The 23,627-nt window shown below is 70.0% G+C and carries 18 protein-coding genes; 4 read left to right on the plus strand and 14 right to left on the minus strand.

Going from position 1 to position 23,627, the window contains the following annotated elements:
* Positions 1-104: 104 nt before the first annotated feature.
* The 10 genes from CL52_RS03785 to CL52_RS03830 all read right to left on the minus strand — a co-directional run bounded on the left by CL52_RS03785 (position 105) and on the right by CL52_RS03830 (position 15,369).
* Positions 105-1,499, minus strand: coding sequence for an MBL fold metallo-hydrolase (locus CL52_RS03785; protein WP_043218603.1), 1,395 nt, complete (start codon positions 1,497-1,499; stop codon positions 105-107).
* Between the two features lie 112 nt (positions 1,500-1,611).
* Positions 1,612-2,874 carry an OprD family porin gene (locus tag CL52_RS03790; RefSeq protein ID WP_043218605.1) on the minus strand — a complete coding sequence of 421 codons (1,263 nt, stop codon included), beginning with the start codon at positions 2,872-2,874 and terminating at the stop codon, positions 1,612-1,614.
* Between the two features lie 240 nt (positions 2,875-3,114).
* On the minus strand, positions 3,115-4,815 hold the full coding sequence (locus tag CL52_RS03795) for a tannase/feruloyl esterase family alpha/beta hydrolase (RefSeq protein ID WP_043218607.1): 1,701 nt from the start codon (positions 4,813-4,815) through the stop codon (positions 3,115-3,117).
* Between the two features lie 145 nt (positions 4,816-4,960).
* Entirely contained in the window at positions 4,961-5,359 is a 399-nt protein-coding gene (locus CL52_RS03800) for a DoxX family protein (RefSeq protein ID WP_041111312.1), read from the minus strand.
* A 78-nt stretch (positions 5,360-5,437) separates the two neighbouring features.
* Positions 5,438-6,925 (minus strand): sigma-54 interaction domain-containing protein, encoded by a 1,488-nt coding sequence (locus tag CL52_RS03805; protein WP_043218608.1) that lies wholly within the window; start codon positions 6,923-6,925, stop codon positions 5,438-5,440.
* A 72-nt stretch (positions 6,926-6,997) separates the two neighbouring features.
* Positions 6,998-8,086 carry a tRNA (uridine(54)-C5)-methyltransferase TrmA gene (gene trmA / locus CL52_RS03810; protein ID WP_043218610.1) on the minus strand — a complete coding sequence of 363 codons (1,089 nt, stop codon included), beginning with the start codon at positions 8,084-8,086 and terminating at the stop codon, positions 6,998-7,000.
* Positions 8,087-8,339: 253 nt separating this feature from the next.
* Positions 8,340-9,635 (minus strand): NCS2 family permease, encoded by a 1,296-nt coding sequence (locus CL52_RS03815; protein WP_043218612.1) that lies wholly within the window; start codon positions 9,633-9,635, stop codon positions 8,340-8,342.
* Between the two features lie 139 nt (positions 9,636-9,774).
* Entirely contained in the window at positions 9,775-11,235 is a 1,461-nt protein-coding gene (locus CL52_RS03820) for an efflux transporter outer membrane subunit (RefSeq protein WP_043222926.1), read from the minus strand.
* Positions 11,235-14,285: an efflux RND transporter permease subunit gene (locus CL52_RS03825; RefSeq protein ID WP_043218614.1), complete on the minus strand. Its 3,051-nt coding sequence runs from the start codon at positions 14,283-14,285 to the stop codon at positions 11,235-11,237. The genes CL52_RS03820 and CL52_RS03825 overlap by 1 nt, the downstream gene beginning before the upstream one ends.
* Before the next feature lie 4 nt (positions 14,286-14,289).
* Positions 14,290-15,369: an efflux RND transporter periplasmic adaptor subunit gene (locus CL52_RS03830; RefSeq protein WP_041103758.1), complete on the minus strand. Its 1,080-nt coding sequence runs from the start codon at positions 15,367-15,369 to the stop codon at positions 14,290-14,292.
* Between the two features lie 194 nt (positions 15,370-15,563).
* On the opposite strand from CL52_RS03830, the gene CL52_RS03840 reads away from it, so the two are divergent.
* The 4 genes from CL52_RS03840 (at position 15,564) to CL52_RS03855 (ending at position 20,325) form a co-directional block, all read left to right on the plus strand.
* A complete protein-coding gene (locus CL52_RS03840) occupies positions 15,564-16,526 on the plus strand; it encodes an XdhC family protein (RefSeq protein ID WP_043218618.1) in 963 nt (320 codons plus the stop codon).
* Positions 16,527-16,622: 96 nt separating this feature from the next.
* Positions 16,623-17,141: a (2Fe-2S)-binding protein gene (locus CL52_RS03845; protein ID WP_043218620.1), complete on the plus strand. Its 519-nt coding sequence runs from the start codon at positions 16,623-16,625 to the stop codon at positions 17,139-17,141.
* Positions 17,138-18,124 carry an FAD binding domain-containing protein gene (locus tag CL52_RS03850; protein WP_043218622.1) on the plus strand — a complete coding sequence of 329 codons (987 nt, stop codon included), beginning with the start codon at positions 17,138-17,140 and terminating at the stop codon, positions 18,122-18,124. Before CL52_RS03845 ends, CL52_RS03850 begins: the two co-directional genes overlap by 4 nt.
* Entirely contained in the window at positions 18,121-20,325 is a 2,205-nt protein-coding gene (locus CL52_RS03855; protein ID WP_043218624.1) for a xanthine dehydrogenase family protein molybdopterin-binding subunit, read from the plus strand. The genes CL52_RS03850 and CL52_RS03855 overlap by 4 nt, the downstream gene beginning before the upstream one ends.
* Positions 20,326-20,355: 30 nt before the next feature.
* Here CL52_RS03855 and CL52_RS03860 read toward each other — a convergent pair whose 3' ends face one another.
* The 4 genes from CL52_RS03860 to CL52_RS03875 all read right to left on the minus strand — a co-directional run bounded on the left by CL52_RS03860 (position 20,356) and on the right by CL52_RS03875 (position 23,611).
* On the minus strand, positions 20,356-21,582 hold the full coding sequence (locus tag CL52_RS03860; RefSeq protein ID WP_043222928.1) for an MFS transporter: 1,227 nt from the start codon (positions 21,580-21,582) through the stop codon (positions 20,356-20,358).
* 64 nt (positions 21,583-21,646) lie between these two features.
* Positions 21,647-22,051, minus strand: coding sequence for a carboxymuconolactone decarboxylase family protein (locus CL52_RS03865; RefSeq protein WP_043218627.1), 405 nt, complete (start codon positions 22,049-22,051; stop codon positions 21,647-21,649).
* A gap of 58 nt (positions 22,052-22,109) precedes the next feature.
* Positions 22,110-22,487, minus strand: a complete 378-nt coding sequence (locus CL52_RS03870) for a MerR family transcriptional regulator (protein ID WP_080773309.1) — start codon at positions 22,485-22,487, stop codon at positions 22,110-22,112.
* Positions 22,484-23,611, minus strand: coding sequence for a methyltransferase (locus CL52_RS03875; RefSeq protein ID WP_043218629.1), 1,128 nt, complete (start codon positions 23,609-23,611; stop codon positions 22,484-22,486). The genes CL52_RS03870 and CL52_RS03875 overlap by 4 nt, the downstream gene beginning before the upstream one ends.
* Between the last annotated feature and the right edge of the window lie 16 nt (positions 23,612-23,627).

Here is a 23,627-nt window from a genome sequence, read left to right on the forward strand (position 1 = left end):
CGACGAGTCATAGCAGGGCTATGGCGAGGAGTGGCAACGCAGTAGCGGGGCCTCGCGCGCCGAAATTGACTAACTGAACTAGCCAAACAGGCCACTAGAGTGGCTCAGCCGGCCTGCTGCACCGGCAGGTCGTGCTTCTGCCAGGCGGTCCAGGAACCGGGCACGTTGACCACGTCGCGGAAGCCATGGCGCTTGAGGATGCTCGCCGCGATCGAGGCGCGGTAGCCGCTGCCGCAATAGGCCGCCACGGTCTTGTCGCGATCCAGCCGGTCGAGCTGCTCGGGCAGGTGGGCGACAAAGGCGTGCTGCGCGCCCGGCACGCGGCCCTGGCGTACCTCGTTGGGGCTGCGCACGTCGAGCACCTGGACCTGCGGGTCGCCGCGGCGGCTGTCGAGTTCTTCCACCGTCCACTCGCGCACCCGTTCCAGCGGCAGGCCGGCGTTCTGCCAGTCGGTCATGCCGTTGCGCAGGTAGCCTTCGACGCGGTCCAGGCCGATGCGATAGAGCTGCAGGGTGGCCTGCTGCACCTCGGCGCTGTCCTCGCCGACCAGGTAGATCGGCCGCTGGTCGTCGAGCATCCAGCCGGCCCAGTTCACGAACTCGTTGCGCAGCGCGATGTTCAGCGCGCCGGGCACGTGGCCGCCACCAAAGGCGAGGATCGAGCGCACGTCGACCAGTTGCACGGCCTCGTGGTCGAGGGTGCGCTGGCGGAACTCCTCCGGCGACAGCGGTGCCGGCAGCGCGGGGCCGGCGCTGAGCGGCGCCGGGCGCGCGTTGAGCTGCTTCAGCCGGGCATAGTGGCGCGGCGGTTCGGGCATCTCGGCCAGCAGCCAGTCGACGAACTCGGCTTCGCTGCGCGGCTTGAGCGCCGGGTTGAACAGCAGCTCGTTGCCCAGGGTCGAGTGGCGACGGTCACCGATCGACTTGCCGCAGGCCGAGCCGGCGCCGTGGCAGGGGTAGACCTCCATGCGCTCGCCCAGCGGCAGGTAGCGCTCGAACAGGGTGTGGTGCAGCTGTGCGGCGAGTGCGCGCTCGCTGCCGGCGCCGAGCAGGTCGGGGCGGCCGACGTCGAGGTTGAACAGGGTGTCGCCGGTGAACAGGGCGAAGGGCTGTTCGCCCTGCTGGTTGTCGCGCAGCAGCAGCGAGATGTGCTCGGGGGTGTGCCCAGGCGAATGCAGCACTTGCAGGCTGACCTTGCCGAGGGCGAAGGTTTCGCCGTCCTCGGCCTGGTGCAGGGCGAAGCCGTAGTCGTCACTGCGCCCGCCGACCAGCCGGGCGCCGCAGCGCGCCGCCAGGGCCTGGGCACCGGAGGCGAAGTCGGCGTGGATGTGGGTCTCGAACACGTACGCGATGCGCAGGCCGCGCTCGCGGGCCATGTCGAGGTAGACGTCGATGTCGCGGCGCGGGTCGATCACCGCGGCGATGGCGGCCTTGCTGTCGCCGACCAGGTAGGACAGTTGCGCAAGGCCCGGGGTGTAAAGGGGTTCGAAGACCAGCATTGGAAACCTCCCGATTCGGCTTGTACCGATGTGGAGACCCATACCCCCACCCGTGTTCCCGGCAGGGGACGGCCGGTCGGCGTCGGCCGGGCCGCAGCCCGGCCGGCGTGCATTACCAGAGCGGCAGGCTGTAGCTGATGATCAAACGGTTCTCGTCCAGGTCGCTGGCGTAGTTGCTGCGTGTCGTCGCGTTGCGCCAGCGCAGGCCGAGGTTCTTCAGCGGCCCGCTCTGGATGACGTAGGCGATGTCGGTGTTGCGCTCCCAGGTCTTGCCTTCGCCGAGCCCGGTGCCCCGCTCGACGTTGTCGCCGGACAGGTAGCGGGTCATCAGGCTCAGGCCGGGAATGCCGAAGCCGGCGAAGTCCAGGTCGTAGCGCAGCTGCCAGGAGCGCTCGTCCTGATTGCCGAAGTCGTTGATCTGCACCAGGTGCATCAGCGAATTGTCGGCGCCGGAGAGGTAGGCGAAGCCGGTATCGCCATCGAGGCGCTGGTAGCTGGCGCTGAAGGTGTGTTGCGCGTGCTTGTAGCTGAACAGCAGGCCGAAGGCGTCGGCGTCGACGTTGCTGCCGCCGTCATCGGTCTGATGCACGTAGCGCAGGTCGGTCTTGAAGCTGCGCCCCTCGCCGAGCGGCAGTACGTGAACCAGACCCAGGTTGTGCTCCCGGTAGATGTCCTCGAGGCCGCCGTAGTAGTAGCTGGTGCTCAGCTCGGGCGACCAGGCGTAGCGGCCGCCGGCAAACAGGAACTGGTCGCTGCTTGTCTGGCGGCCGAAGACGATGTTGCGCTCGCCGCCGTTGAAGGCGGTCATCTGCTCGTTGTCCGAAGAGTTGCGCTGGTTGACCCGGTCGAGCTTGCCGGCATCGAGGGTCAGGCCGTCGATCTCCTTGCTCTGCAGCCAGGCGCCGCGAAAGGTCTGCGGCAGCAGGCGACTGTCGTTGCGCATCACCACCGGCAGCAGCGGCTGCAGGGTGCCGAGGTGCAGAGTGGTGGCCGACAGCCGCGCCTTGGCCGTCAGCCCGGCCGAGCCGTAGTCGTCCTGGGCACGGTTGGGCGCCTCGCGGTCGCTCTGCAGAAGGCCGGTGCCGACGCGGTCGGGGCTGGAGTCGAGCTTCACCCCGAGCAGGCCGATGGCGTCGAGCCCGAAGCCGAGCGGGCCTTCGGTGTAGCCCGATTCCATTTTCAGCATGAAGCCCTGCGCCCATTCCTCGGCCTTGGACTGGCCGTCGCCGGAGCGAAAATCGCGGTTCATGTAGAAGTTGCGCAGATCGATGCTGGCCTTGCTGTCCTCGACGAAGGCGGCGCTGGCCGGGCCGGCGACGGCCAGGGCGAGGGCGCTGGCGAGCAGCGGGCAGACGGATCGATGGTGCAGTCGCATGGTGTGTCCTCTTGTTGTTGTTCTGTACCGGCACTGGCCGGGGCCGTGTGCGCACGGCCGCAACAGGCGGAGCGAAAGGCGTGCCAGCCGTGCGGTATCGTCGGTAGCGGTCGCCAGCCGGCCCGTGGCGAGGCCTGCAGGCGGTCAGGGCGAGGGATGGACATGTCCAGTTGGCTGGACATGTCCATCAGGGCTGACGCCTGGTCGGCTCGGGGTGTCCAGCTGGCTGGACCCCGCCTGTCAGCGGTGCGCACCCCGGGCGGGGCTGCAGACAAAGCTCTCGGCGCGGTTGACGTCGCCCTTGCCGACATAGCGTGGCCAGCTCGGGTACTCGCATAGCGGCCGCGTGCGGCCCGGCACCCCGACCGTATCGGTGACGGTCTGGCGGCGTGGCGCACGGCCGTGCTCGACCCAGGCCTCGAGGGCGCTCAAGGAATCCCAGGCGGCGTTGAATTGGGTACTGGCGGCGTGGCCATAGCCGGGGATCTCGTAATAGCGCAGGAACTGGCGTGTCTTGCCGGGGCCCATATCGCGGCGGATGCGCCGGTAGTACTCGGCGCTGGCGCGGCTGCTGACCAGCTGGTCGGCGGTGCCATGGGCGATGAGCAGCTTGCCGCCGGCCCTGGCGAAGGCCGAAAGGTCGGTGCGGTTGACGTCCTGGCGCAGCGACAGCTGATCGATGCGCGCCTGCCAGGGACCGGGCCGCTGCGGGTCGAAGGTCAGCGAGTCGAAGGCCGGGTTGCGTGTCACGAAGTGGCGAATCCACTCGTCCCAGAAACCGGCGTGGTAGGGCGCGCCCTCCTCGAAGCCGGTGCCATGCGGCGGCATCGGGTAGACCGGTGGCAGGGTGTTGAGGCCCAGCCGGTTGACCACCTGCTGCAGGCCACCGCCGGGGCGGCCGAAGTCGGTGCCCCAGGCGTTGAAGCCCGGGTAGCCGCGTTCGCCGCTGGCCAGCGGCCTGGCGAAGCGGATCGGCGTGTCGATTACGCGCAGGGCGGTGATCTGAGCATCCGACAGGCAGCGCTCGCCGCCCGCGGCCCCGCCTCGGCAACGCAGCGGGCGGCCATCGAGCCGGGCCCGCGCGGGGTCGAAGCGAGCATTGCAGGCGGCCTGGTGGCTGATCACGCGGTCGCGCACGCCGTCCAGCTGATCGCAGGCCTGCAGCGCCGCCTCGAGCAGGGCGGCGCGCTGCTCCAGGCTGGGAAAGGCACCGGGTGCGGCCAGGGTGCGGCTGATGCGGCCGAACTGCAGGTTCAGCGCGGCGGCGTTGTAGGCGGGGTAGAGGGCGATCGCACCCTGGAAGTCGGTCGGCCATTGCTGCACCACCGCCAGCGCCTCGCGCCCGCCGGTGGAACCGCCGGCGAAGTAGCTGCGTTCGGGCGCAGCGCCGTAGCGCAGGCGGATCAGCTCGATCGCGGTGTCGCGGGTCTTTTTCAGCGCGTCGTGCGCGTAGTTGGCCAGCGCTTCTTCGTTCCAGGCGAAGGCGCCGGGGTGCAGCGGGTCGGCGACATGCCCCGAGTCGCTGCCGAACACCGCATAGCCCCGGCCCAGCGGTGTGGGCCGGTCCAGCGGGCCGGCCGGAACGTTGCCGGCGACGTTCGGCACGCTGCCGTTGTAGCCGCCACCGCCGAGCATCAGGGCCTTGCGGTTCCAGCGCTCGGGCAGCGCCAGACGCATGCGGATCGCCGGTGCGGCGGGGTCGACCGGGCGAATCTCGGCGCTCAGGTCGCAGTAGGCTGGAGTCGTGCCGTCGGCTGGCCTGGCCACGGCGGCGGTGACCTGCGCACCACGGGTCGGCAGGGCGATGGCCTCGGCCGGTATGCCGGTGCCGATCAGCTCGGTGCAGCCGGCGGCCGCAGCCGTTTCGCTGGCCAGGGCAAGGCAAAGCGAAGCCAGCGGCAGGCCGACGCGAGCCAGTGCAAGAGGGGGTATCGAAGGCATGGATGGGTCCTTTTTCTTGTTATCGATCGGTTGCGTCAAGGCGACGCAAGGACCGCTCAAGCCAATGCCATGCCAGTGAAACGAAGGGTGCGCGCGAAGGCGATGATCGGTCGCCCGGCGCGGCGGCACCGGGCGCCAGGCGCGGCTAGTTGAAGCGGGCGTTCGCCCCGCCGAGGCTGAAGCGCCCGGCACCAAGCAGCAGGATCGCCAGCGAGCCGAACAGGAACAGCGCCTGCAGTTCGATCGCCCAGCCGCCCATCGGCCCCAGCGAGGCCAGCTCGGCGCGGTGCGCCAGGGCCAGGGCGACCAGCATGTTGCCCAGCATCAGCAGGGCGCCGAGACGCGTGTACAGGCCGAGAATCACCAGCAGCGGGCCGACCACCTCGCCGAGGTAGACGCCATAGGCGAGCACGCTCGGCAGCCCATGGCCGGCGAGCATGCCGGCGATGCCGTCGACGCCATGCAGCAGCTTGTGAATCCCGTGCAGCAGAATCAGCACGCCCACGGCCAGTCTCAAAACCAGTTTGCCTGCATCGTCGGTCATCGCATCCTACCCCTGACGGCGCCGGAAATCGGCGGCCCTGCCATGAAGGTAGAACAGCCGGCCCGATCCTGCCGCGGTTCAGCGCCCGCCGATGCCGTGCAGCTGGAGCTTGCTGTAGAGGCTTGCACGCGAGATCCCGAGCACCCCCGCGGCCCGCCGGCGATTGCCCGCGCAGGCCTGCAGGGCATGCTGCAGGGCCTGGCGCTCGGCTTCGGCCAGGGTCATGGCCAGCGGTGGCACGGGGGCGCCCGGTGGCGGCGAGGAGGCGACGGCAGCCGGCGCCGCGACGGCGACTGCCGGCTCGCCCTCGGTGACGGGCTCGGCGAGCAGCGGCAGCAGGTCGGTGGCGGTCAGCTGCGGGCCTTCGGCACACAACTGTGCGCGTTCTAGCAGGTTGCCCAGCTCCCGCACGTTGCCGCGCCAGGGTTGCGCGCAGAGCAGGGCCAGCGCCTCCTGACTCAGCTCCATCGGCGCCTGCCCGGAGCGGTTGGCGATGTCGTCGAGCAGATGTTCGACCAGCGCCGGGATGTCCGTCGGGCGCTCGCGCAGCGGCGGCACGCGCAGCGCCAGGACGTTGAGCCGATAGTAGAGGTCGTCACGGAATTCGCCGGCGGCCACCCTGGCCTCGAGGTCGATGTGCGTGGCGGCGATCACCCGCACGTTCAGCGGCTTGACCTGGTTGGAGCCCAGCGGCTCGACCTCCTGCTCCTGCAGCACGCGCAGCAGCTTGGCCTGCAGCGCCAGCGGCAGGTCGCCGATCTCATCGAGGAACAGGGTGCCGCCATTGGCGACCTCGAACTTGCCGATGCGCGCCTTGCGGTCGGCCCCGGTGAAGGCGCCGGGCGCGGTGCCGAACAGCTCGGCTTCCACCAGGCTTTCCGGGATCGCCGCGACGTTCACCGCGACGAAGGGGCCGCGCGCCCGTGGCGAGAGGTTGTGGATGCCCTGGGCGAGCAGTTCCTTGCCGGTGCCGGTCTCGCCGCGCAGCAGCACCGTGGCGTCGAGCTGCGCGGCCCGGCGGGCCTGGCGCTTGATCTCGCCGGCCGCGGCACTGGTGCCGATGAAGCCGGCGATGGTGTAGCGCGCACGGCGGGCCTTGGCCAGTTCGTTCTGGGTGGCCAGCAGCTGGGTCTGCAGGTGGCTGTACTTGGCCATCAGCGGCTTGAGGTGGCGGGCGCGGTCGAACAGCACGAAGCCCAGCGCGCCGACCAGCGTGCCGTCCTCGTCGCGCAGCGGGATGCGGGTGACCACGAAGTGCTCGCTGCCAAAGGCCATCAAATCGAGCATGCTCGGTTGGCCGCTCTGTACCACTTCGCGCAGGCGGCTGGCCGGCAGTACCTGCTCGACTTCCTTGCCCAGCGCGCTGGCCGGCTCGCGGATGCCGATCTTCTCGGCGTACTTGTCGTTCATCCAGACGATGCGCGCTTCGCGGTTGACCGCGATGGTCCCCTCGCACTGCGCATTCAGGTGATCGAACAGCAGCGGCATGGCCATGGCGCGAAAGCGCTCGGGCGATACGCCGATGATCAGGCCGTGTTGGTCCAGGTATTCGCGCGCGATGGCCATGGCAGCTCGGTCTCGTTCTTGTGCGACCGATTATGGAAGTGCGCCGCCGCCAGGGGCAAGGCGGCGCATGGCTCAGCGGCGGACCAGCAGCACCCCGGCTTCCATGTGGTGGGTATAGGGGAACTGGTCGAACAGCGCACAACGCTCGATGCGATGGGTGTCGTGCAGCTGGGCGATGTTGGCGGCCAGCGTCTCGGGGTTGCAGGAGATGTAGAGGATGCGCTCGAAGCGGCGGGCCAGCTCGCAGGTGTCCGGGTCCATGCCGGCGCGCGGCGGGTCGACGAAAATGCTGCCGAACTGGTAGCTCTTCAGGTCGATGTGGGCCAGCCGGCGGAACGGGCGCACCTCGTTCAGGGCCTGGGTCAGCTCCTCGGCGGAGAGGCGCACCAGTTCGATGTTGCCTGCGCCGTTATCCGCGATGTTGGCCAGCGCGGCGTTGACCGAGGCCTTGCTGATCTCGGTGGCCAGCACCCGGCGCACGCGGGTGGCCAGCGGCAGGGTGAAATTGCCGTTGCCGCAGTAGAGCTCGAGCAGGTCGTCGTCGCGCTCGCCGAGCGCCTCGTACGCCCAGCCCAGCATCTTCTGGCAGACCTCGCCGTTGGGCTGGGTGAAGGCGCCTTCCGGCTGGCGGTAGCGGAAGGTCCGCCCGGCGACCACCAGCTCCTCTTCCACGTAATCGCGGCCGATGACGATGCGCTTGCCCTTCGAACGGCCGACCAGGCTCACGCCCAGCCGGGCGGCGAGCTGTTCGGCTTCGGCCTGCCAGGCCTCGTCCAGCGGGCGGTGATAGGCGAGGGTGATCAGCGCGTCGCCGGCCAGCGTGGTGAGGAATTCGACCTGGAACAGCTTGAAACCGAGGACTTCCGAAGCCTGCCAGGCGGCCTTCAGCTGTGGCATCAGCTCGTTGATGCGGCGGCTGGCGATGGGGAAGTCGTCGATCAGGATCGCCTTGTGCTTGTCGCCGGGCTCGAACATCGCGTAGTGGCGCTGGCCATCCTCGCGCCACAGGCGGAACTCGGCACGCAGGCGGTAATGCTCGCGCGGCGAGTCGAAGATCTCCGCTGCCGGTGCGGCGAAGGGCGCCAGCAGCTCCGCCAGCCGGGCGGCTTTCTCGGCGAGTTGGGCGGCGTAGGTGGCGGGGGCGAATTGCGGAGCGCTCATGATGGCTCTTGAAATGGTAGGTAGATCGTAGGTGGAAGGCGGTTTTTTCATCCACCGTTCGCGTGACAAAGGTGGATGGAAAAACCTCATCCACCAGCGCAACAGCAAGGGCGCGGATTGTACGGCGCGCCGGCGCGGGTTGTCAGGGCTGGTCCGGTCCCGCACGGGGCTTTGGTGGGCTGAAGCCCACCCGACGCTTGAACGCTGTGCGGGGACGGTAGGGTGGGCTTCAGCCCAGCGCTACCAGGCGCCATCAGCCGTTGAAGAAGCCCAGCTTGATCACGAACAGCGCCGAGAGGATCCACATCGCCGGGCTCAGCTCGCGCCAGCGGCCGGCCAGCAGCTTGATGGCGGTCCAGGCGATGAAGCCGAAGGCGATGCCGTTGGCGATGGAGAAGGTCAGCGGCATGGCCAGCGCGGCGATGGCCACCGGCGCGGCGACGGTGAGGTCGTCCCAGTCGATGCCGGCCAGGCTGCTCATCATCAGCACGGCGACGAACAGCAGCGCCGGGGCGGTGGCGTAGGCCGGCACGGCGCCAGCCAGCGGGGCGAAGAACAGGCTGAGCAGGAACAGCAGGGCGACCACGCAGGCGGTCAGGCCCGTGCGCCCGCCGGAGCTGATGCCGGCGGCCGACTCGATGTAGCTGGTGGTGGTCGAGGTGCCCAGCGCGGCACCGGCCATGGTCGCGGTGCTGTCGGCCAGCAGGGCGCGGCCCAGGCGCGGCATGCGGCCGTCCTTGTCCAGCAGGTCGGCCTTTTGTGCGACACCGATCAGGGTGCCGGAGGTGTCGAACAGATCGACGAAGAGAAAGGCGAAGATCACCGAGAGCAGGCCGATGTCCAGTGCGCCGGCGATGTCCAGTTGCAGCAGGGTCGGCGCCAGCGACGGCGGCATCGAGACCACCGAGCCCAGTTCGGAGAGGCCGAGCACGATCGACAGCCCGGTGACCAGCAGGATGCCGATCATCACCGCGCCGGTGACCTTGCGGTAGGCCAGTGCGGCGATCACGAAGAAGCCCAGGCAGGCCAGCAGCGGCCCGCCGCTGGTGAGGTCGCCGAGGCCGACCAGGGTGGCCGGGTTGTCGACCACGATGCCGGCGTTCTTCAGCGCGATGATCGCCAGGAACAGGCCGATGCCCGCGGCGATGCCGGCGCGCAGGGCCAGCGGAATGCTGTGGATGATCCACTCGCGGATCTTGAAGATCGACAGCGCGAAGAAGATCGCACCGGAGAGGAACACGGCGCCCAGCGCGGTCTGCCAGGTGTAGCCCATGGTCAGCACCACGGTGTAGGTGAAGAAGGCGTTCAGCCCCATGCCCGGCGCCAGCGCGATCGGGTAGTTGGCCAGCAGGCCCATCACCGCCGAGCCGATGGCCGCGGCCAGGCAGGTAGCGACGAACACCGCGCCGTGGTCCATCCCGGCCTCGGCAAGGATGCTCGGGTTGACGAACAGGATGTAGGCCATCGTCAGAAAGGTCGTGAGACCGGCGAGGATCTCGGTGCGCACCGTGGTGTGGTGAGCCTTGAGTTGGAACAGCTTTTCCAGCATGGGATTTCCCTTGTTTACCGGTCTTGATCGGAGACGTTCGCGCGCTCTTTAGCAAAGCCCAAGGTCGCGCCAGTGGCAAAAGCCGCGGATATTACACCGCCAGCCGGTAGCGGTGCAGCGCCGCGAGCGTCGCAGCCGATCAGTCGTCTCCGGCGTGCGCGGGGCCCTCGCTCGCGCCCGTCCAACCGCCCCCCAGCGCGACGAACAGGGCGACCTGGGCGGTGGCCAGCGCCGAGCGCCCGGCGACCGCGCGCTGGCGCGCCTGGAGCGCGCCGCGCTGGGCGTCGAGCACTTCGCTGAGGTTCACCTCGCCGACCCGGTAGCTGCGCTGGGCCAGGGCATAGGTGCGCTGGCGATACGCCAGGGTGCGTTCGAGCGCGGCGTGCCGCCGGGTCTGCCCGTCGATCCGCGCCAGCGCGCGCTCGACCTCTTCCAGCGCCTCGGCCAGGGCCTGCTCGAAACCGATGTAGGCGCTGCGGTTCTCGACATCGGCCAGGTCGATGGCCGCGCCGCGTCGGCGGTAGTCGAGAAACGGCAGGCCAAAGGTCGCGCCGACCCGGGCGAAGTTCGACGCGCTGGAAATCGCGTCCCCCAGGGCCAGCCCCGAACGGCCGACCGCGGCCTGTACGGCCAGGGTCGGGAACAGGTCGCGGCGTGCCGCCAGCGCCTCCAGTTCGCTGCCGCGCAGGCGTGCCGCCTCGGCGATCAGGTCCGGCCGTCGGCGCAGCAGGTCGATCGGTTGGCCGGCCGGGATGGGGTCCTGCGCCAGCGGGATCGGCGCCGGCTCGGCCAGGCGTGCGGCATGGCTGCCCGGTGGCTCGGCCAGCAGCGTGTCGAGTGCGAGCCCGGCTTCGGCCAGGTCGATCTCCAGCGCGCCGAGCTCGGCTTCAAGCCCGGCGCGCTCCGCCGCGGTGGCCTCGACGTCCAGGCGGGTCACTTCGCCGGCATGGAACAGCAGCCCGGCGATGCGCTCGAGTTCGCGGGCAATGGCGATGGCCTCGACCAGCAAGGCGCGCTGCGCCGCCAGCGCCCGCAACTGCAGGTAGCCCTGCGCGGCGTTGGCGGCCACCGCCAGGCGGGCGGCGACCGCCTGCGCCTGGGCCGAGCGCAACGCCTGGCCGGCGGCCTCGCTGCGGGCTCGGGTGGCGCCGAACAGGTCGAGCTCCCAGGTGGCCTGCAGGGCCAGCTCCCAGCTGTCGAAGCTGATCCAGTCGTCGTCCGGCACGATCTCGGCGAGCGGGCCTTCGGCCGGCGCCTGCTGATCGTTCTCGATCCATTGCCGGCTGGCCGAGCCGGGCAGGTCGAAGGTCGGGAACAGCCCGGCGCGCGACTGGCGCAGCTGCGCGCGTGCCGCCTCGACCCGCTGCATGGCCAGGCGCACGTCATGGTTGCGCTGCATGGCGCGCTGCACCACGGCGCTCAGCTGCGGGTCGTCGAAGCGCTGCCACCAGTCGGCCAGCGCCTGCTCATCGAGCGGAGCGGCCGAGGCCGGGCCGAACCACTCGGGTGGAAGCTCGGGCGGCGGTTGCGGCGGGACGCTCGAGCAGGCAGCAAGCGCCAGCGTGGCCGCCAGCACGGCGGATAGGGCAGTGCGAGCCATCATGCGGTTTCCTCCGCGCGCACGCGCATGAACAGCAGGTACAGGCAGGGCACGGCGAGCAGGGTCAGCAGCGTCGCGAAGCTCAGGCCACCCATGATGGTGACGGCCATGTTGGCGAAGAACGGGTCGAACAGCAGCGGGATCATGCCCGCCACCGTGGTGCCGGCAGCCATTACCACCGGGCGCAGGCGCGAGGCGGAGGCTTCGACGATGGCGGTCAGGCGCGGCACCTGGTCGTCGATCTGCCGATCGATCTCGTCGACCAGCACCACCGCATTCTTGATCAGCATGCCGGTCAGGCTGAGCAGGCCGAGCAGGGCCATGAAGCCGAACGACTGACCGGTGACCAGCAGGCCGAAGGTCACCCCGCAGATGGCCATCGGCACCACCAGCCAGATCATCAGCGGCTGGCGCACGCGGGCGAACAGCAACACGGTGACCAGCACCATGGCCAGGTACGGCGTGGCCAGCGTGCTGGCCAGCGCCTGCTGCGCCTCGCTGGACTGCTCGTAGTCGCCACCCCATTCCAGGCGGTAGTCCGGCGGCAGGTCGAGGCTCTCGATCAGCGGACGAATACGCTGATGGGCGGCGTTGGTGTTTTCGCCGTCCAGCGGCTCGGCGCGGATGGCAATGGTGCGCACCCGGTCGTAGCGGCCGATGAGGGTGTTCTCGGTGACCGGCTCGACGCCGTCGGCGACCTGGGCCAGTGGCACGTAGCGCGCGCTCGCCGGGCTCCAGATCAGGCGTTGCAAGAGGTCGTCGTCGCTGGCGCGGTCTTCCGGCGCCGCGCGCAGCAGGATCGGCACCAGCTCGTCGCGCTCGCGCAGCTGGCTTACCTGCTGGCCCTCGCTGGCCACCGACAGCGAGCGCGCGACCGCCTGGCGCGTCAGGCCGGCATCGGCCAGCCGGTCGAGGGCCAGGCGGGGCTGCAGGACCGGCACCGGCTGGCGCCAGTTGTCGCGGATGTTGAACACCCGGCCCTGCTCCTCGAGCCGGCGCTGGCCCTCGTTCGACAGGGCGCGCAGGGTGGCGATGTCCGGCCCGCTGATGCGGGCCTCCAGCTTGGATTCGGCGTTGGGGCCGAACATGAGCTGCATGGCCGCGACGTCCGCCGAGGGGTAGCGACGCGGCAGGCGATCGTTGATCTCGCGCACCAGGCCCTCGATGCGTTCGGCGTCGCGGGTGCGCACCAGAAAGTGCATCAACGCCGAGTTCGGCTGCTCGGGCATGTAGGTGAGCATGAAGCGCGAGGCGCCGGCGCCGACGAAAGTGGAAACGTCGGTGACGCCGTCGAGCCCGGCCAGGTACTGGCCGACCTCCTCGGCGGTGCGGCTGGTCTCGCGGATATGGGTGCCCTGGGGGAGGAACAGGTTGACGTAGAAGATCGGTGTGCTCGACGGCGGAAAGAAGCTCTGCGGCAGGCGGGTGAAGCCGAACAGGCTGAGCGCGGTCAGGCCGACCAGCACCGCGACCGTCAGCCAGGCGTGCCGCAGCACGCCCCGCACCAGCCGGCGGAAGCGGTCGTAGAGCGGGCCGTGGTAGGGCTCGTCGGGTTCCTTGCTGCTGTCTGGCTGGCGCGACTCGAGCAGGTAGTGACCGAACAGCGGGACCGCCAGCAGCGCCAGCAGCCAGCTCAGCAGCAGCGAGACGGCGATGACGAAGAACAGCGAGAAGAGAAACTCGCCGGTGGTGTCCTGCGACAGGCCGATGCCGGCAAAGGCCAGGATGCCGATGATGGTCGAGCCGAGCAGCGCCCACTGGGTCTGGCGCAGCGTCTGCTGTGCGGCCTGCAGAATGCTCTGCCCGCGTCGCTGCTGGATCAGCATGCCATCGCAGACCACCACCGCGTTGTCCACCAGCATGCCCATGGCGATGATCAGCGCGCCCAGCGAGATGCGTTCGAGCTCGATGCCGGCTAGCCACATGACGAACAGCGTGCCGAGCACCGTGAGAAACAGCACCGCACCGATGATCGCGCCGGCGCGCAGGCCCATCGCCAGGCACAGCACGCCGACCACGATGGCCACCGAGAGGAAGACGTTCAGCGCGAAGCTGTTGACCGATTCATCGACGATGCGGTGCTGCTGATACAGCGGGTGCAGTTCGGCGCCGACCGGCATGCGGTAGTGGATGGCTTCCAGCGTGGCCTCGACGCGTTCGCCGACCTTGACGATGTTGCTCCCGGAAATGCCGCTGATGCCCAGCGTCAGCGCCGGCTCGCCGTTGTGCCGGATGATCTGCCGCGGGCGCTCGGCATAATCGCGGCGAATGCTGGCGATGCTGCCCAGATCGACCCGCCCGTCGCCCTGGCCGACCGGCAGCGCGCGCAGCTCGTCGAGCGAGTCGAAGGCGCCGCTGGGGCGCAGGCGCAGGAAGAACTGCCCGCTCTTCACGCCGCCGGCTTCGACCGCAGCGTCGGCATCGGCCAGGGCCGCGGCGATCTCGTCGGGGCCGATGCGCAGCGCGGCGAGCTGCGCCTGGTTGACCTGGACGACGATCTGCTCTTCCTGCACGCCGGCGATCTCGACCTTGCCCACGCCGTCGGTGGCCAGCAGGCTGCGGCGCAGTTCCTTGGCCAGTTCGTGCAGCTCGTGCGGTGTCATGCCTTCGCCGGTCAGTGCATAGAAGATGCCGTAGACATCGCCGAAGTCGTCGTTGACCTGTGGTGGGCGCGCGCCGGAGGGCAGGTCGCCCTGGGCGTCGCCGACCTTGTTGCGCAGCTCGTCCCAGATCTGCGGCAGGGCATCGCCGGCATAGCGATCCTGGATTTCCACGCGGATTTCGGAGAGTTCCGGCATCGACCGCGAGCGGATCTCCTTGACCTGCGACATCTGCTGGATGGCGCTCTCAAGCGTCTCGGTGACCTGTTGCTCGACCTCCAGCGCGCTGGCGCCGGGGTACTGGGTGTTGATCACCGCTTCCTTGATGGTGAACTCGGGGTCTTCCAGGCGGCCGATCTCGAAGAACGCCACCACGCCGCCGACCAGGCAGGTGAGCACCAGTATCCAGACGTTGACCGCGCGAGTGATCGCGTAACGGGCGAAATCCATCGGCTCAGTTCCGCTGCCGCGCTTCGATGGCCTGGCCCTCATGCAGCTTGCTGGCGCCGGCGACGACCAGTGGGCGCCCACCCTCGAGCCCGTCGCCGGCGACCAGCGCATCGCCCTGCTCGATCGCCTGCAGCTGTACGCGATGCCGGCGGGCGCGGCCGTCGGCGGCGAACCATAGGTAGTGGCTGCCGTCGCTGGCGGTCTGCAGCGCCGCCAGTGGTACGCGGAAATGCTCCGGCAGCGGTGCCTGCAGCGCCACCGGGCGGACCAGCTCGACGCGCATGGCCATGCCGGGCAACACGTTGACCTCCTCAGGCGAGTCGCCCTGCAGGATCAGGCGGTAGGTGCGTGCGCCCTCCTGCGGTTGCGTGCTGTGTTCCTTGTAGCGCAGCGGCAGGCTGAGATCGGCGATCACCAGTTGGCCCTCGGCCTCCAGCTCGGGGCCGAGCGGCAGGCTCAGCGCGGCATTTTCCGGGAGGTCGACGGCGACCTCGACGTGGCCGTTGTCCTGCATGGCGAACACCGGGGTGCCAACCGCGACGACCATGTCCGGCTCGACGAGGCGGCGGGCGATGACGCCGTCGAACGGTGCCTTCAGGCGCGTGCGAGCCAGGTCGCGCAAGGCACTGTCGCGCGCCACGCGCGCCGCCACGGTGTTGGCCTGCAGCGGCTCGACGGCCGCCGGGGCGAGGATGCCCTCGGCGAGCAGCTCGCGCTTGCGCGCCAGGTCCGCCTCCAGCTGGGCCAGGCGTGCCTTCGCCTCGCGCAGCTGCAGCTGGTAGTCGGTGCGGTCGAGTTCGGCCAGCAGCTGGCCGCGCTTGACGTGCGTGCCTTCGTCGACGGCGATGCGCTCGATGCGGCCGGGCACCTCGAACGACAGCTGGGTGCTGGTCACGCTCTGCACCACGCCGGCGAAACGCAACGGTTCGGGCGCCGGGCGGGCGGGCTGCAGCGGCTCGACGATCGCCACCCGCGGGGGCTGCGCGGCCGGCTCGCTGTCATCGGCACAGCCGCCGAGCACCAGCAGGCAGGGCAGCAGCGCAAGCCAGCGGTGCAGCGGTCGGACGGAGGAAGAGGAGGGCATCCGGGCTCCTGGACGTCGAATCGTGGCGGGGACGGCGGGCGCGGCCGTCCGGGACCTTCTGTAGAACACCGCTCGTCGGCAGGAGTTCGTCACGCCAGCACACCCCGGCCCGGCTACGGCGAACCAACCCGCCTGGCGTCCAGTCAGTCAAGACAGGCCGACAACCGCCGGCCATGATCGAGACAGGAGTGGGAATGGACAGCGTGGATCTCGCCGTCCTGCGCCGCGCCCGGCAGTGGCTGGGCGACGGTCGGCAGGTATGGCTCTACACCGTGGTCGAGACCTGGGGCAGCGCGCCGCGGCCGGTCGGCTCCCTGCTGGCGCTGCGCGAGGACGGCCGGGTGGAAGGCTCGGTATCCGGCGGCTGCGTCGAGGACGATCTGCTGGCACGTATCGGCGACGCGCCCGAACGACAGCGCTGCGAGCTCATCACCTACGGCGTCAGCAAGGAGGAATCGGCGCGCTTCGGCCTGCCCTGTGGCGGCACCCTGCGCCTGGTGCAGGAGCCGCTACGCACGGTCGCCTGGCTCGACGAGCTGCTTGCGCGCTGTTCGGCGCACCAGCGCGTGCTGCGGCGGCTGGACCTGCAGAGCGGCCGGGTCGAGCTGCTGCCGGCCGATGTCCAGACGCAACTGCGCTTCGACGGCCAGACCCTGCAGGCTCCGTTCGGCCCGGCCTGGCGGCTGCTGCTGATCGGTGCCGGGCAACTGTCGCGCTACACCGCCGAGCTCGCCCTGGGGCTCGGCTTCGAGGTGCTGATCTGCGACCCGCGGCCCGGTTACCGGCATGACTGGCCGGCGGCGGTACGCTTCGTTTCGGGCATGCCGGACGACGCGGTGGCGGCGATCGAGCCGGACGCCCACACCGCCATCGTCGCACTGACCCACGACCCGCGGCTGGACGACATGGCGCTGCTCACCGCGCTCGACTCGGCGGCGTTCTACGTCGGCGCCCTGGGCTCGCGGCGCAACAGCGAGGCCCGCAAGGAGCGCTTGCTCGCGCTGGGCCTGCAGGCGAGCGCCGTGGCGCGGCTGCATGGGCCGATCGGCCTGGCCATCGGCAGCCGCACGCCGGCGGAGATCGCGCTGTCGCTGATGGCGCAGGTCGTGGCCATTCGCAACGGGGCCGGCGAGACGCTTGCGCAGCGCTGTGCCTGAGCGGTCGACGAAGCCGCTGAACGATGGATGCGCGCGGCCGGTCGTAACCCCAGATGCACGGATGCCGCCCTTGAGCCACCTGACCGTGAGGCTGCCATGAGCCAGAACCTCCCCGAGGCAGGCGCACCCGCCGCCTGCCACATCACGCTCGAGCTGAACGGCGAACGCCGCGAGCTCGATGTCCAGCCCTGGACCACCCTGCTCGACCTGCTCCGCGACCACCTGGGCCTGACCGGCACGAAGAAGGGCTGCGACCACGGCCAGTGCGGCGCCTGCACCGTGCTTGTCGACGGCCACCGCATCAATAGCTGCCTGAGCCTGGCGGTGATGCAGGACGGCGCGCAGGTGACCACCATCGAAGGCCTGGCCGACGAAGACGCGCTGCACCCGATGCAGGCCGCCTTCGTTCGCCACGATGCCTTTCAGTGCGGCTATTGCACGCCCGGGCAGATCTGCTCGGCGGTAGGCTTGGCCAACGAGAACCGGGCCCGGACCCGCGACGAGCTGCGCGAGCAGATGAGCGGCAACCTGTGCCGCTGCGGCGCCTATCCAAACATCCTCGCCGCCATCGAGGACGCACTGCCGACCCTGCGCGGCCAGGGAGGCGACACATGACGCCGTTCAGCTATCACCGCCCCGAGGCGATCGACGAGGCGCTCGCGCTGATCGGCCCGGACAGCCGCTTCATCGCCGGCGGCACCAACCTGCTCGACCTGATGAAGGAAAACGTGCTGCACCCGCGCCGGCTGATCGACATCAACCGCCTGCCGTTGCGCGAGATCACGCCGACGCCCGAAGGCGGCCTGCTGATCGGCGCGCTGGTCGGCAATGCCGAGCTGGCCTGGGACCCGCGCATCGAGGCGCGCTACCCGCTGGTGGCCAAGGCGATCCTCGCCGGCGCCTCGCCGCAGCTGCGCAACATGGCCAGCACCGGCGGCAACCTGCTGCAGCGCACCCGCTGCTACTACTTCTACGACGCGCAGACACCCTGCAACAAACGCGAACCGGGCAGCGGCTGCCCGGCGCGCGACGGCCTCAACCGCATGCACGCGATCCTCGGCGCCAGCGAGGCCTGCGTGGCGGTGCATCCGTCCGACCTCTGCGTGGCGCTGGCGGCGCTGGGCGCGCAGGTTCATACCCAGGGCCCGCAGGGCAAGCGGCGCATCGATTTCGCCGACTTCCACCGCCTGCCGGGCGACGAACCCTGGCGCGACAACAACCTCGATGAGCGCGAGCTGATCACGGCCGTCGAGCTGCCCGCGCAGGGCTACGCCAACCACAGCGCCTACCTCAAGCTGCGCGACCGCGCGTCCTATGCGTTCGCGCTGGTCTCGGTGGCCGCCGCGCTGGATCTCGACGGCGAGCAGATCCGCGGCGCGCACATCGCCCTGGGCGGTGTGGCGCACAAGCCATGGCGCGTGATCGAGGCCGAGCAACTGCTCTGCGGTCGCCGGGCCGAACCGGCGGCCTTTGCCGAGGCCGCCGAGCGCCTGCTGCAGGGCGCACAGCCCCTGGCCGGCAACGCCTTCAAGATCGAACTGGCCCGGCGCGCGATCGTTCGCGCGCTCGGCGAAGCCGCAGGAGGAACCCCGCGATGAATACCCTCGCCGCACCCGTCGGTCAGCCCCTGGCCCGGGTCGATGGACCGCTGAAGGTAACCGGCCAGGCGCGCTACGCCGCCGAATTCGATACGCCGGGCCTGCTGCATGGCGTGGTGGTCTGCAGCAGCATCGCCCGCGGCCAGGTGCTGCGCATCGATACCCGCGAGGCCGAGGCGCTCGATGGCGTCGTGCTGGTGCTGACGCACGAGAACCGCCCGCCGGTCGCCAGCTACGACAAGCCCTACCAGGACGACGATGCCGCCGATGGTTCGCCGTTTCGCCCGCTGTTCAACGACCGCGTGCTGTACAACGGCCAGCCGCTCGCGCTGGTCGTCGCCGAAACGCGCGAACTGGCGCGACATGCGGCGTCGCAGGTGCGCATCGAGTACCGCCAGGAGCCGCATCAGACCGACCTGCTGGCCGTCAGCGAGCAGGCGCACGAGGCCCCCGAGCCGCCGCCGGAGCCGCGCGGCGATTTCGCCGGTGCCTTTGCCGTCGCGCCGGTGCGCGTCGAGTGCGAGTACCAGACCCCGGTCGAACATCACAACCCGATGGAAACCCACGCGTCCACGGTGTTCTACCAGCCCGACGGCGAGCTGCTGGTGCACGACAAGACCCAGGGCGTGCAGAACTGCCAGCGCTACTTGGAAAAGGTGTTCGGCATGCAGGGGCGGATCCGCGTGCTCGCGCCTTTCGTCGGGGGTGCCTTCGGCTCGGGCCTGCGCCCGCAGTACCAGCTGCCGCTGGCCGTGATGGCGGCGCTCAAGCTGCATCGCTCGGTGCGCGTGGAGCTGACCCGCCAGCAGATGTTCACCTTTGGCTATCGGCCACGCACGCTGCAGCGCCTGAGCCTTGGCGCCGATCGCGATGGCCGTCTGCAGGCGCTGGCGCACCAGGCCATCGGCCAGACCTCGAGCTTCGAGGACTTCACCGAGCACGAGGTGGACTGGTCGGGCATGCTCTACGCCTGCGACAACGTGCAGCTGGGCTACCGGCTCGCTTCGCTGGACGTCTACACGCCGCTGGATATGCGCGCCCCCGGCGCGGCGATCGGCGTCTTCGCCCTCGAGTGCGCGATGGACGAGCTGGCCTATGCGGCGGGCGTCGACCCGCTGGAACTGCGCCTGCGCAACTACAGCGAGCTCAACGGCAACCAGGGCAAGCGCTATTCGAGCAAGGAGCTGCGTGCCTGCTATTCGCAGGGTGCCGAGCGCTTCGGTTGGTCGCGCCGGCCGGCGGCCCCGCGCAGCCTGCGCGACGGCGACCAGCTGATCGGCATGGGCATGGCCACCGGCGTCTGGGAGGCGCTGCAGATGCCCGCCAGCGCACGGGCCTGCATCGATGCCGATGGCCGCCTGCAGGTCAGCAGCGCCACGGCGGATATCGGTACCGGCACCTACACGGCGATGACCCAGATCGCCGCGGCCGCGCTCGGCCTGCCGATGGAGCGGGTCGACTTCCGCCTGGGGGACTCGAGCCTGCCGCAGGCACCGCTCGAAGGTGGCTCGGCGACCGTTTCCTCGGTGGGCAGCGCGGTGCACCAGGCCTGCCTGGCGCTGCGGCAGAAGCTGCTCGATGCCGCCCAGCAGTCACCGGCCTCGCCGTTCACCGGCGCCGGCATCGACGATGTCGCCTTCAGCAACGGCAGCATGCGCCTCAAGCGCCCGCCGTATTCGGCGGTCGAACTCGAGCGCATCGTCGAGGTCAGCGGGGCGCTGGACGCCGAGGTGCGCGTCGAGCCCGGCGAGCAGCGCAAGAACTGGGCGACCGGCACGCACTCGGCGGTGTTCGTCGAGGTGCGGGTGGATGAAGCGCTGGGCACGGTGAAGGTCAGCCGGGTGGTCAGCGCGGTGGCCGCCGGGCGTGTGGTCAATCCGAAGACCGCGGGCAACCAGATCGTTGGCGGGGTGGTCTGGGGCATCGGCCAGGCGCTGCACGAGGAAACGCTGATCGACCATCGCCTGGGGCGCTACATGAATCACAACCTGGCCGAGTATCACCTGCCGGTGAACGCCGATATTCCGGAGATCGACGTGATCTTCGTCGAGGAGCACGACAGCGTGGTCAACGACCTGGGCTCCAAGGGCGTCGGCGAGATCGGCATCGTCGGGGTCGCCGCAGCGGTGGCCAATGCCATCTACCATGCCACCGGCAAGCGCGTGCGCGAACTGCCGATCACCCTCGACAAGCTGCTTTAGCGGAGCGCGCACGGGCGTTGCCCGCGCCGCTCAGTCGGGCTCGCGGTGCAGCCGGTCGCGGTTGGCCAGCGTCGGGAACAGCTTCATCCAGGCGCCGGTGACCAGCAGCGTGCCGGCGCCGCCGATCACCACCGCCGGCACGGTGCCGAACAGGTGTGCGGTCAGGCCGGACTCGAATTCGCCGAGCTGGTTGGAGGCGCCGATGAACAGCCCGTTGACCGCGCTGACCCGGCCGCGCATGGCGTCGGGCGTCTCCAGCTGCACGAAGGCGCCGCGAATCACCATGCTGATCATGTCCGCCGCGCCGAGCACCACCAGCACCCCCAGCGACAGCCAGAACGAGGTCGACAGGCCAAAGGCGATGGTCGCCAGGCCGAACACCCCGACCGCGGCGAACATCACCCGGCCGACCTGGCGGTTGATCGGGTGGCGCGCCAGCCACAGCGACATCAGCAGCGCACCGGCGGCCGGAGCCGCGCGCAACAGGCCGAGGCCGGACGGGCCGGTCAGCAGGATGTCCTTGGCGAATACCGGCAGCAGCGCGGTGGCACCGCCCAGCAGCACGGCGAACATGTCCAGCGAGATGGCGCCGAAGATGTCCGGGCGGCTGCGGATGAAGCGCATGCCGGCCAGCAGGTTGTCCATCGCCGGGCCGCTCTGCTTCGCTGGCGCCGGGCGCCCCGGCAGGCTCAGCATCAGGCTGCAGGCCAGGGTGAAGAGTACGGCTACCGGCGCATAGACCCACAGCGGGCCAATGGCGAACAGCAGCCCGCCAAGCGCCGGCGCGACGATGGTCGCGGTCTGCATGGCCGATGACGAGGCGGCGACGGCCGGCGGGAACAGCGCCGCCGGTACCAGGCTCGGCAGCAGCGCCTGGGTCGCCGGCCCCTCGAAGGCGCGCGCCGTGCCGAGCAGGAAGGCGAGCACGAAGATCATCTCGCGGGTCACGCCCAGCCCGCCGGCGCCAAGCACCAGGGTCACTGCGATCAGCCCCTGCAGGCCCTGGCACAGCGCGGCGACCCGGCGGCGATCGAAGCGGTCGGCTACATGCCCGGTCCAGAGAACGAACAGCAGCCGCGGGGCGAACTCGGCCAGGCCGACGAGGCCGAGGTCGAGCACGCTGCCGGTCAGTTCGTACAGGTGCCAGCCGATAGCCACGGCCAGCATCTGGAAGCCGCTGGCGGTGAACACCCGGGCGAACCAGTAGCGAATGAAGGGGCGCTGCTGACGCAGCAGTGGTTTGACGGACGTGGACATCGGGCGGGCGCCGGCAGGGCAGGGCAGGGCCGGCCAGCCTAGCATGCCGGCCGCATTTGGTCGTTCAGCCGGAGGCGGCGCTGTCGGCGAGCAGGCCGCGCTCGGCAAACACCGCCCTGGCGGTGCTCATACCATTGAGCGCAGCGGGAAAACCGGCATAGACGGCCATCTGGATGATCACTTCGATGATCTGCTCGGGGGTGCAGCCGACATTCAGCGCACCATGCAGATGCACGGCCAGCTGAGGCTGGCAGTGGCCGAGCGCGGTCAGTGCCGCGACTGTGGCCAGCTCGCGCTGCGCCAGGTCGAGGCCGGGCCGCTGGTAGATGTCGCCGAAGGGAAATTCGATGACGTAGCGGGCCAGGTCCGGGGCGATCGCCTGGAGGCTGTCGATGACCTTGCGGCCGGCTTCGCCGTCGATGCGTTCAAGTGTGGCCAGGCCTTCGCGGTAGCGGGTGGATGCGGGCATGTTTTCGTCCTCTGCGGGGTAGATGACGAAAAGCCTGCGCCCTGGAGTGAACTCCAGGTCAAGCGTCGGTGGGGTGGCGGTACAGCTCGATCTTCGCCTGCAGGGCGGCGAGGTGCTCGCGGTCACGCGCCAGGCGCGCCTGCAAGCGTTGCGCATGGGCCTCGAGCAGCGCCTGGCGGGCGGCGCGCGTGGCGTCGCCCTGCTCGCGCAGGTCGGCGTAGCGAAGGATGTCGCCGAGCGCCATGCCGGTGTCCTTCAGGCGCAGGATGAAGCCGACCCATTCGACATCGCGCGCGCCGTAGACGCGGCGGCCACTGGCGTCTCGCACGGTGTGGCGCAGCAGGCCGATCTTCTCGTAGTAGCGCAGCGTGTCGGCCGACAGCCCGGTGCGTGCGGCGAACTGGCCGATGCTCAGCCGTGGTGCCGCCTCGCTCATCCCTTGATGGCCCGCAGGATGACGAACTTGGGCGTCGCGGCGACCTGCTCGACCTTGCCGAACAAGCGCTTGAGCTTGTGGTGGTACCCCAGGTGGCGGTTGCCGACGATCCACAGCTCGCCGCCCTTGGCCAGCGCCGCCCGCGCCTGGGTGAACATGCGCCAGGCGAGGAAATCGCCGACCACCTGCTGCTGGTGGAACGGCGGGTTGCACAGGACCAGATCCAGCGAGGCCGCGGGCTGTTCGGCCAGGCCGTCGCCGGCGCGGATGTCGGCCGGGCGTTCGCTGTGGACTGCCTGCCAGTTCTCGCGCGCCGACTGCACCGCCATGTAGCTCTCGTCCACCAGGGTCAGCTCGGCCTGCGGATTGCTCAGCGCGTAGACGATGCCGAGCACACCGTTGCCGCAGCCGAGGTCGGCCACGCGCAGGTTGCCCAAGGCCCGTGGCAGGTGCGGGAGGAACGCGCGGGTGCCGATGTCCAGGCCCTCGCGACAGAACAGGTTGGCCTGATTGGACAGCTCGATGGGCGGCCGCTCCAGGCGGTAGCGCGTCGGATAAGGCGAGACCGGCGCCGGCTGGTCGACTGGCGTGGCGCTGAGCAGACGGGCCTTCTTCACCGCGAGCGAGGCCTGTACCGGGCCGATGTAGCGCTCCAGCAGGTCACCGGCGGCGCGCGGCAGGTGCTTGATCATGGCGCCGGCGATCACCTGGGCGCCGGGGGCGAGCTGGCCGTGCAGACGGATCAGCTGTTCCTCGAGCAGCGCCAGGGTCTTCGGCACGCGGATCAGTACGCGATCGAAGGGGCCCCGGGGGGTCTCGCTGGCCGGTACGAAGCGCACTGCGTCGGTCGCCAGGGCATTGCGCTCAAGGTTTTTCTGCAGTGCCAGCCAGCCCAGATGCGAGTCGCCACAGCTGGTGACCTGCGCATGCCCGGCGAGCGAACAGGCCAGCGCACCGAAGGCATCGTTGAGCACCAGTACCCGGGTCTCGCCCGGCAGATGCTGTTCGGCCAGCTGCGTCAGCAGGTATTCGTCGGCCGCGTCGAAGGCCTGCAGCGGCTCGTTGGGCTGCTCCGGTTGGCGGATCAGGTCGAGGCTGGCGAGGGGCGTTTGCAGAATAGGCATGAGAACTGGCGGTGTT

It is taken from the genome of Stutzerimonas balearica DSM 6083 (assembly GCF_000818015.1).
Lineage (GTDB): Bacteria > Pseudomonadota > Gammaproteobacteria > Pseudomonadales > Pseudomonadaceae > Stutzerimonas > Stutzerimonas balearica.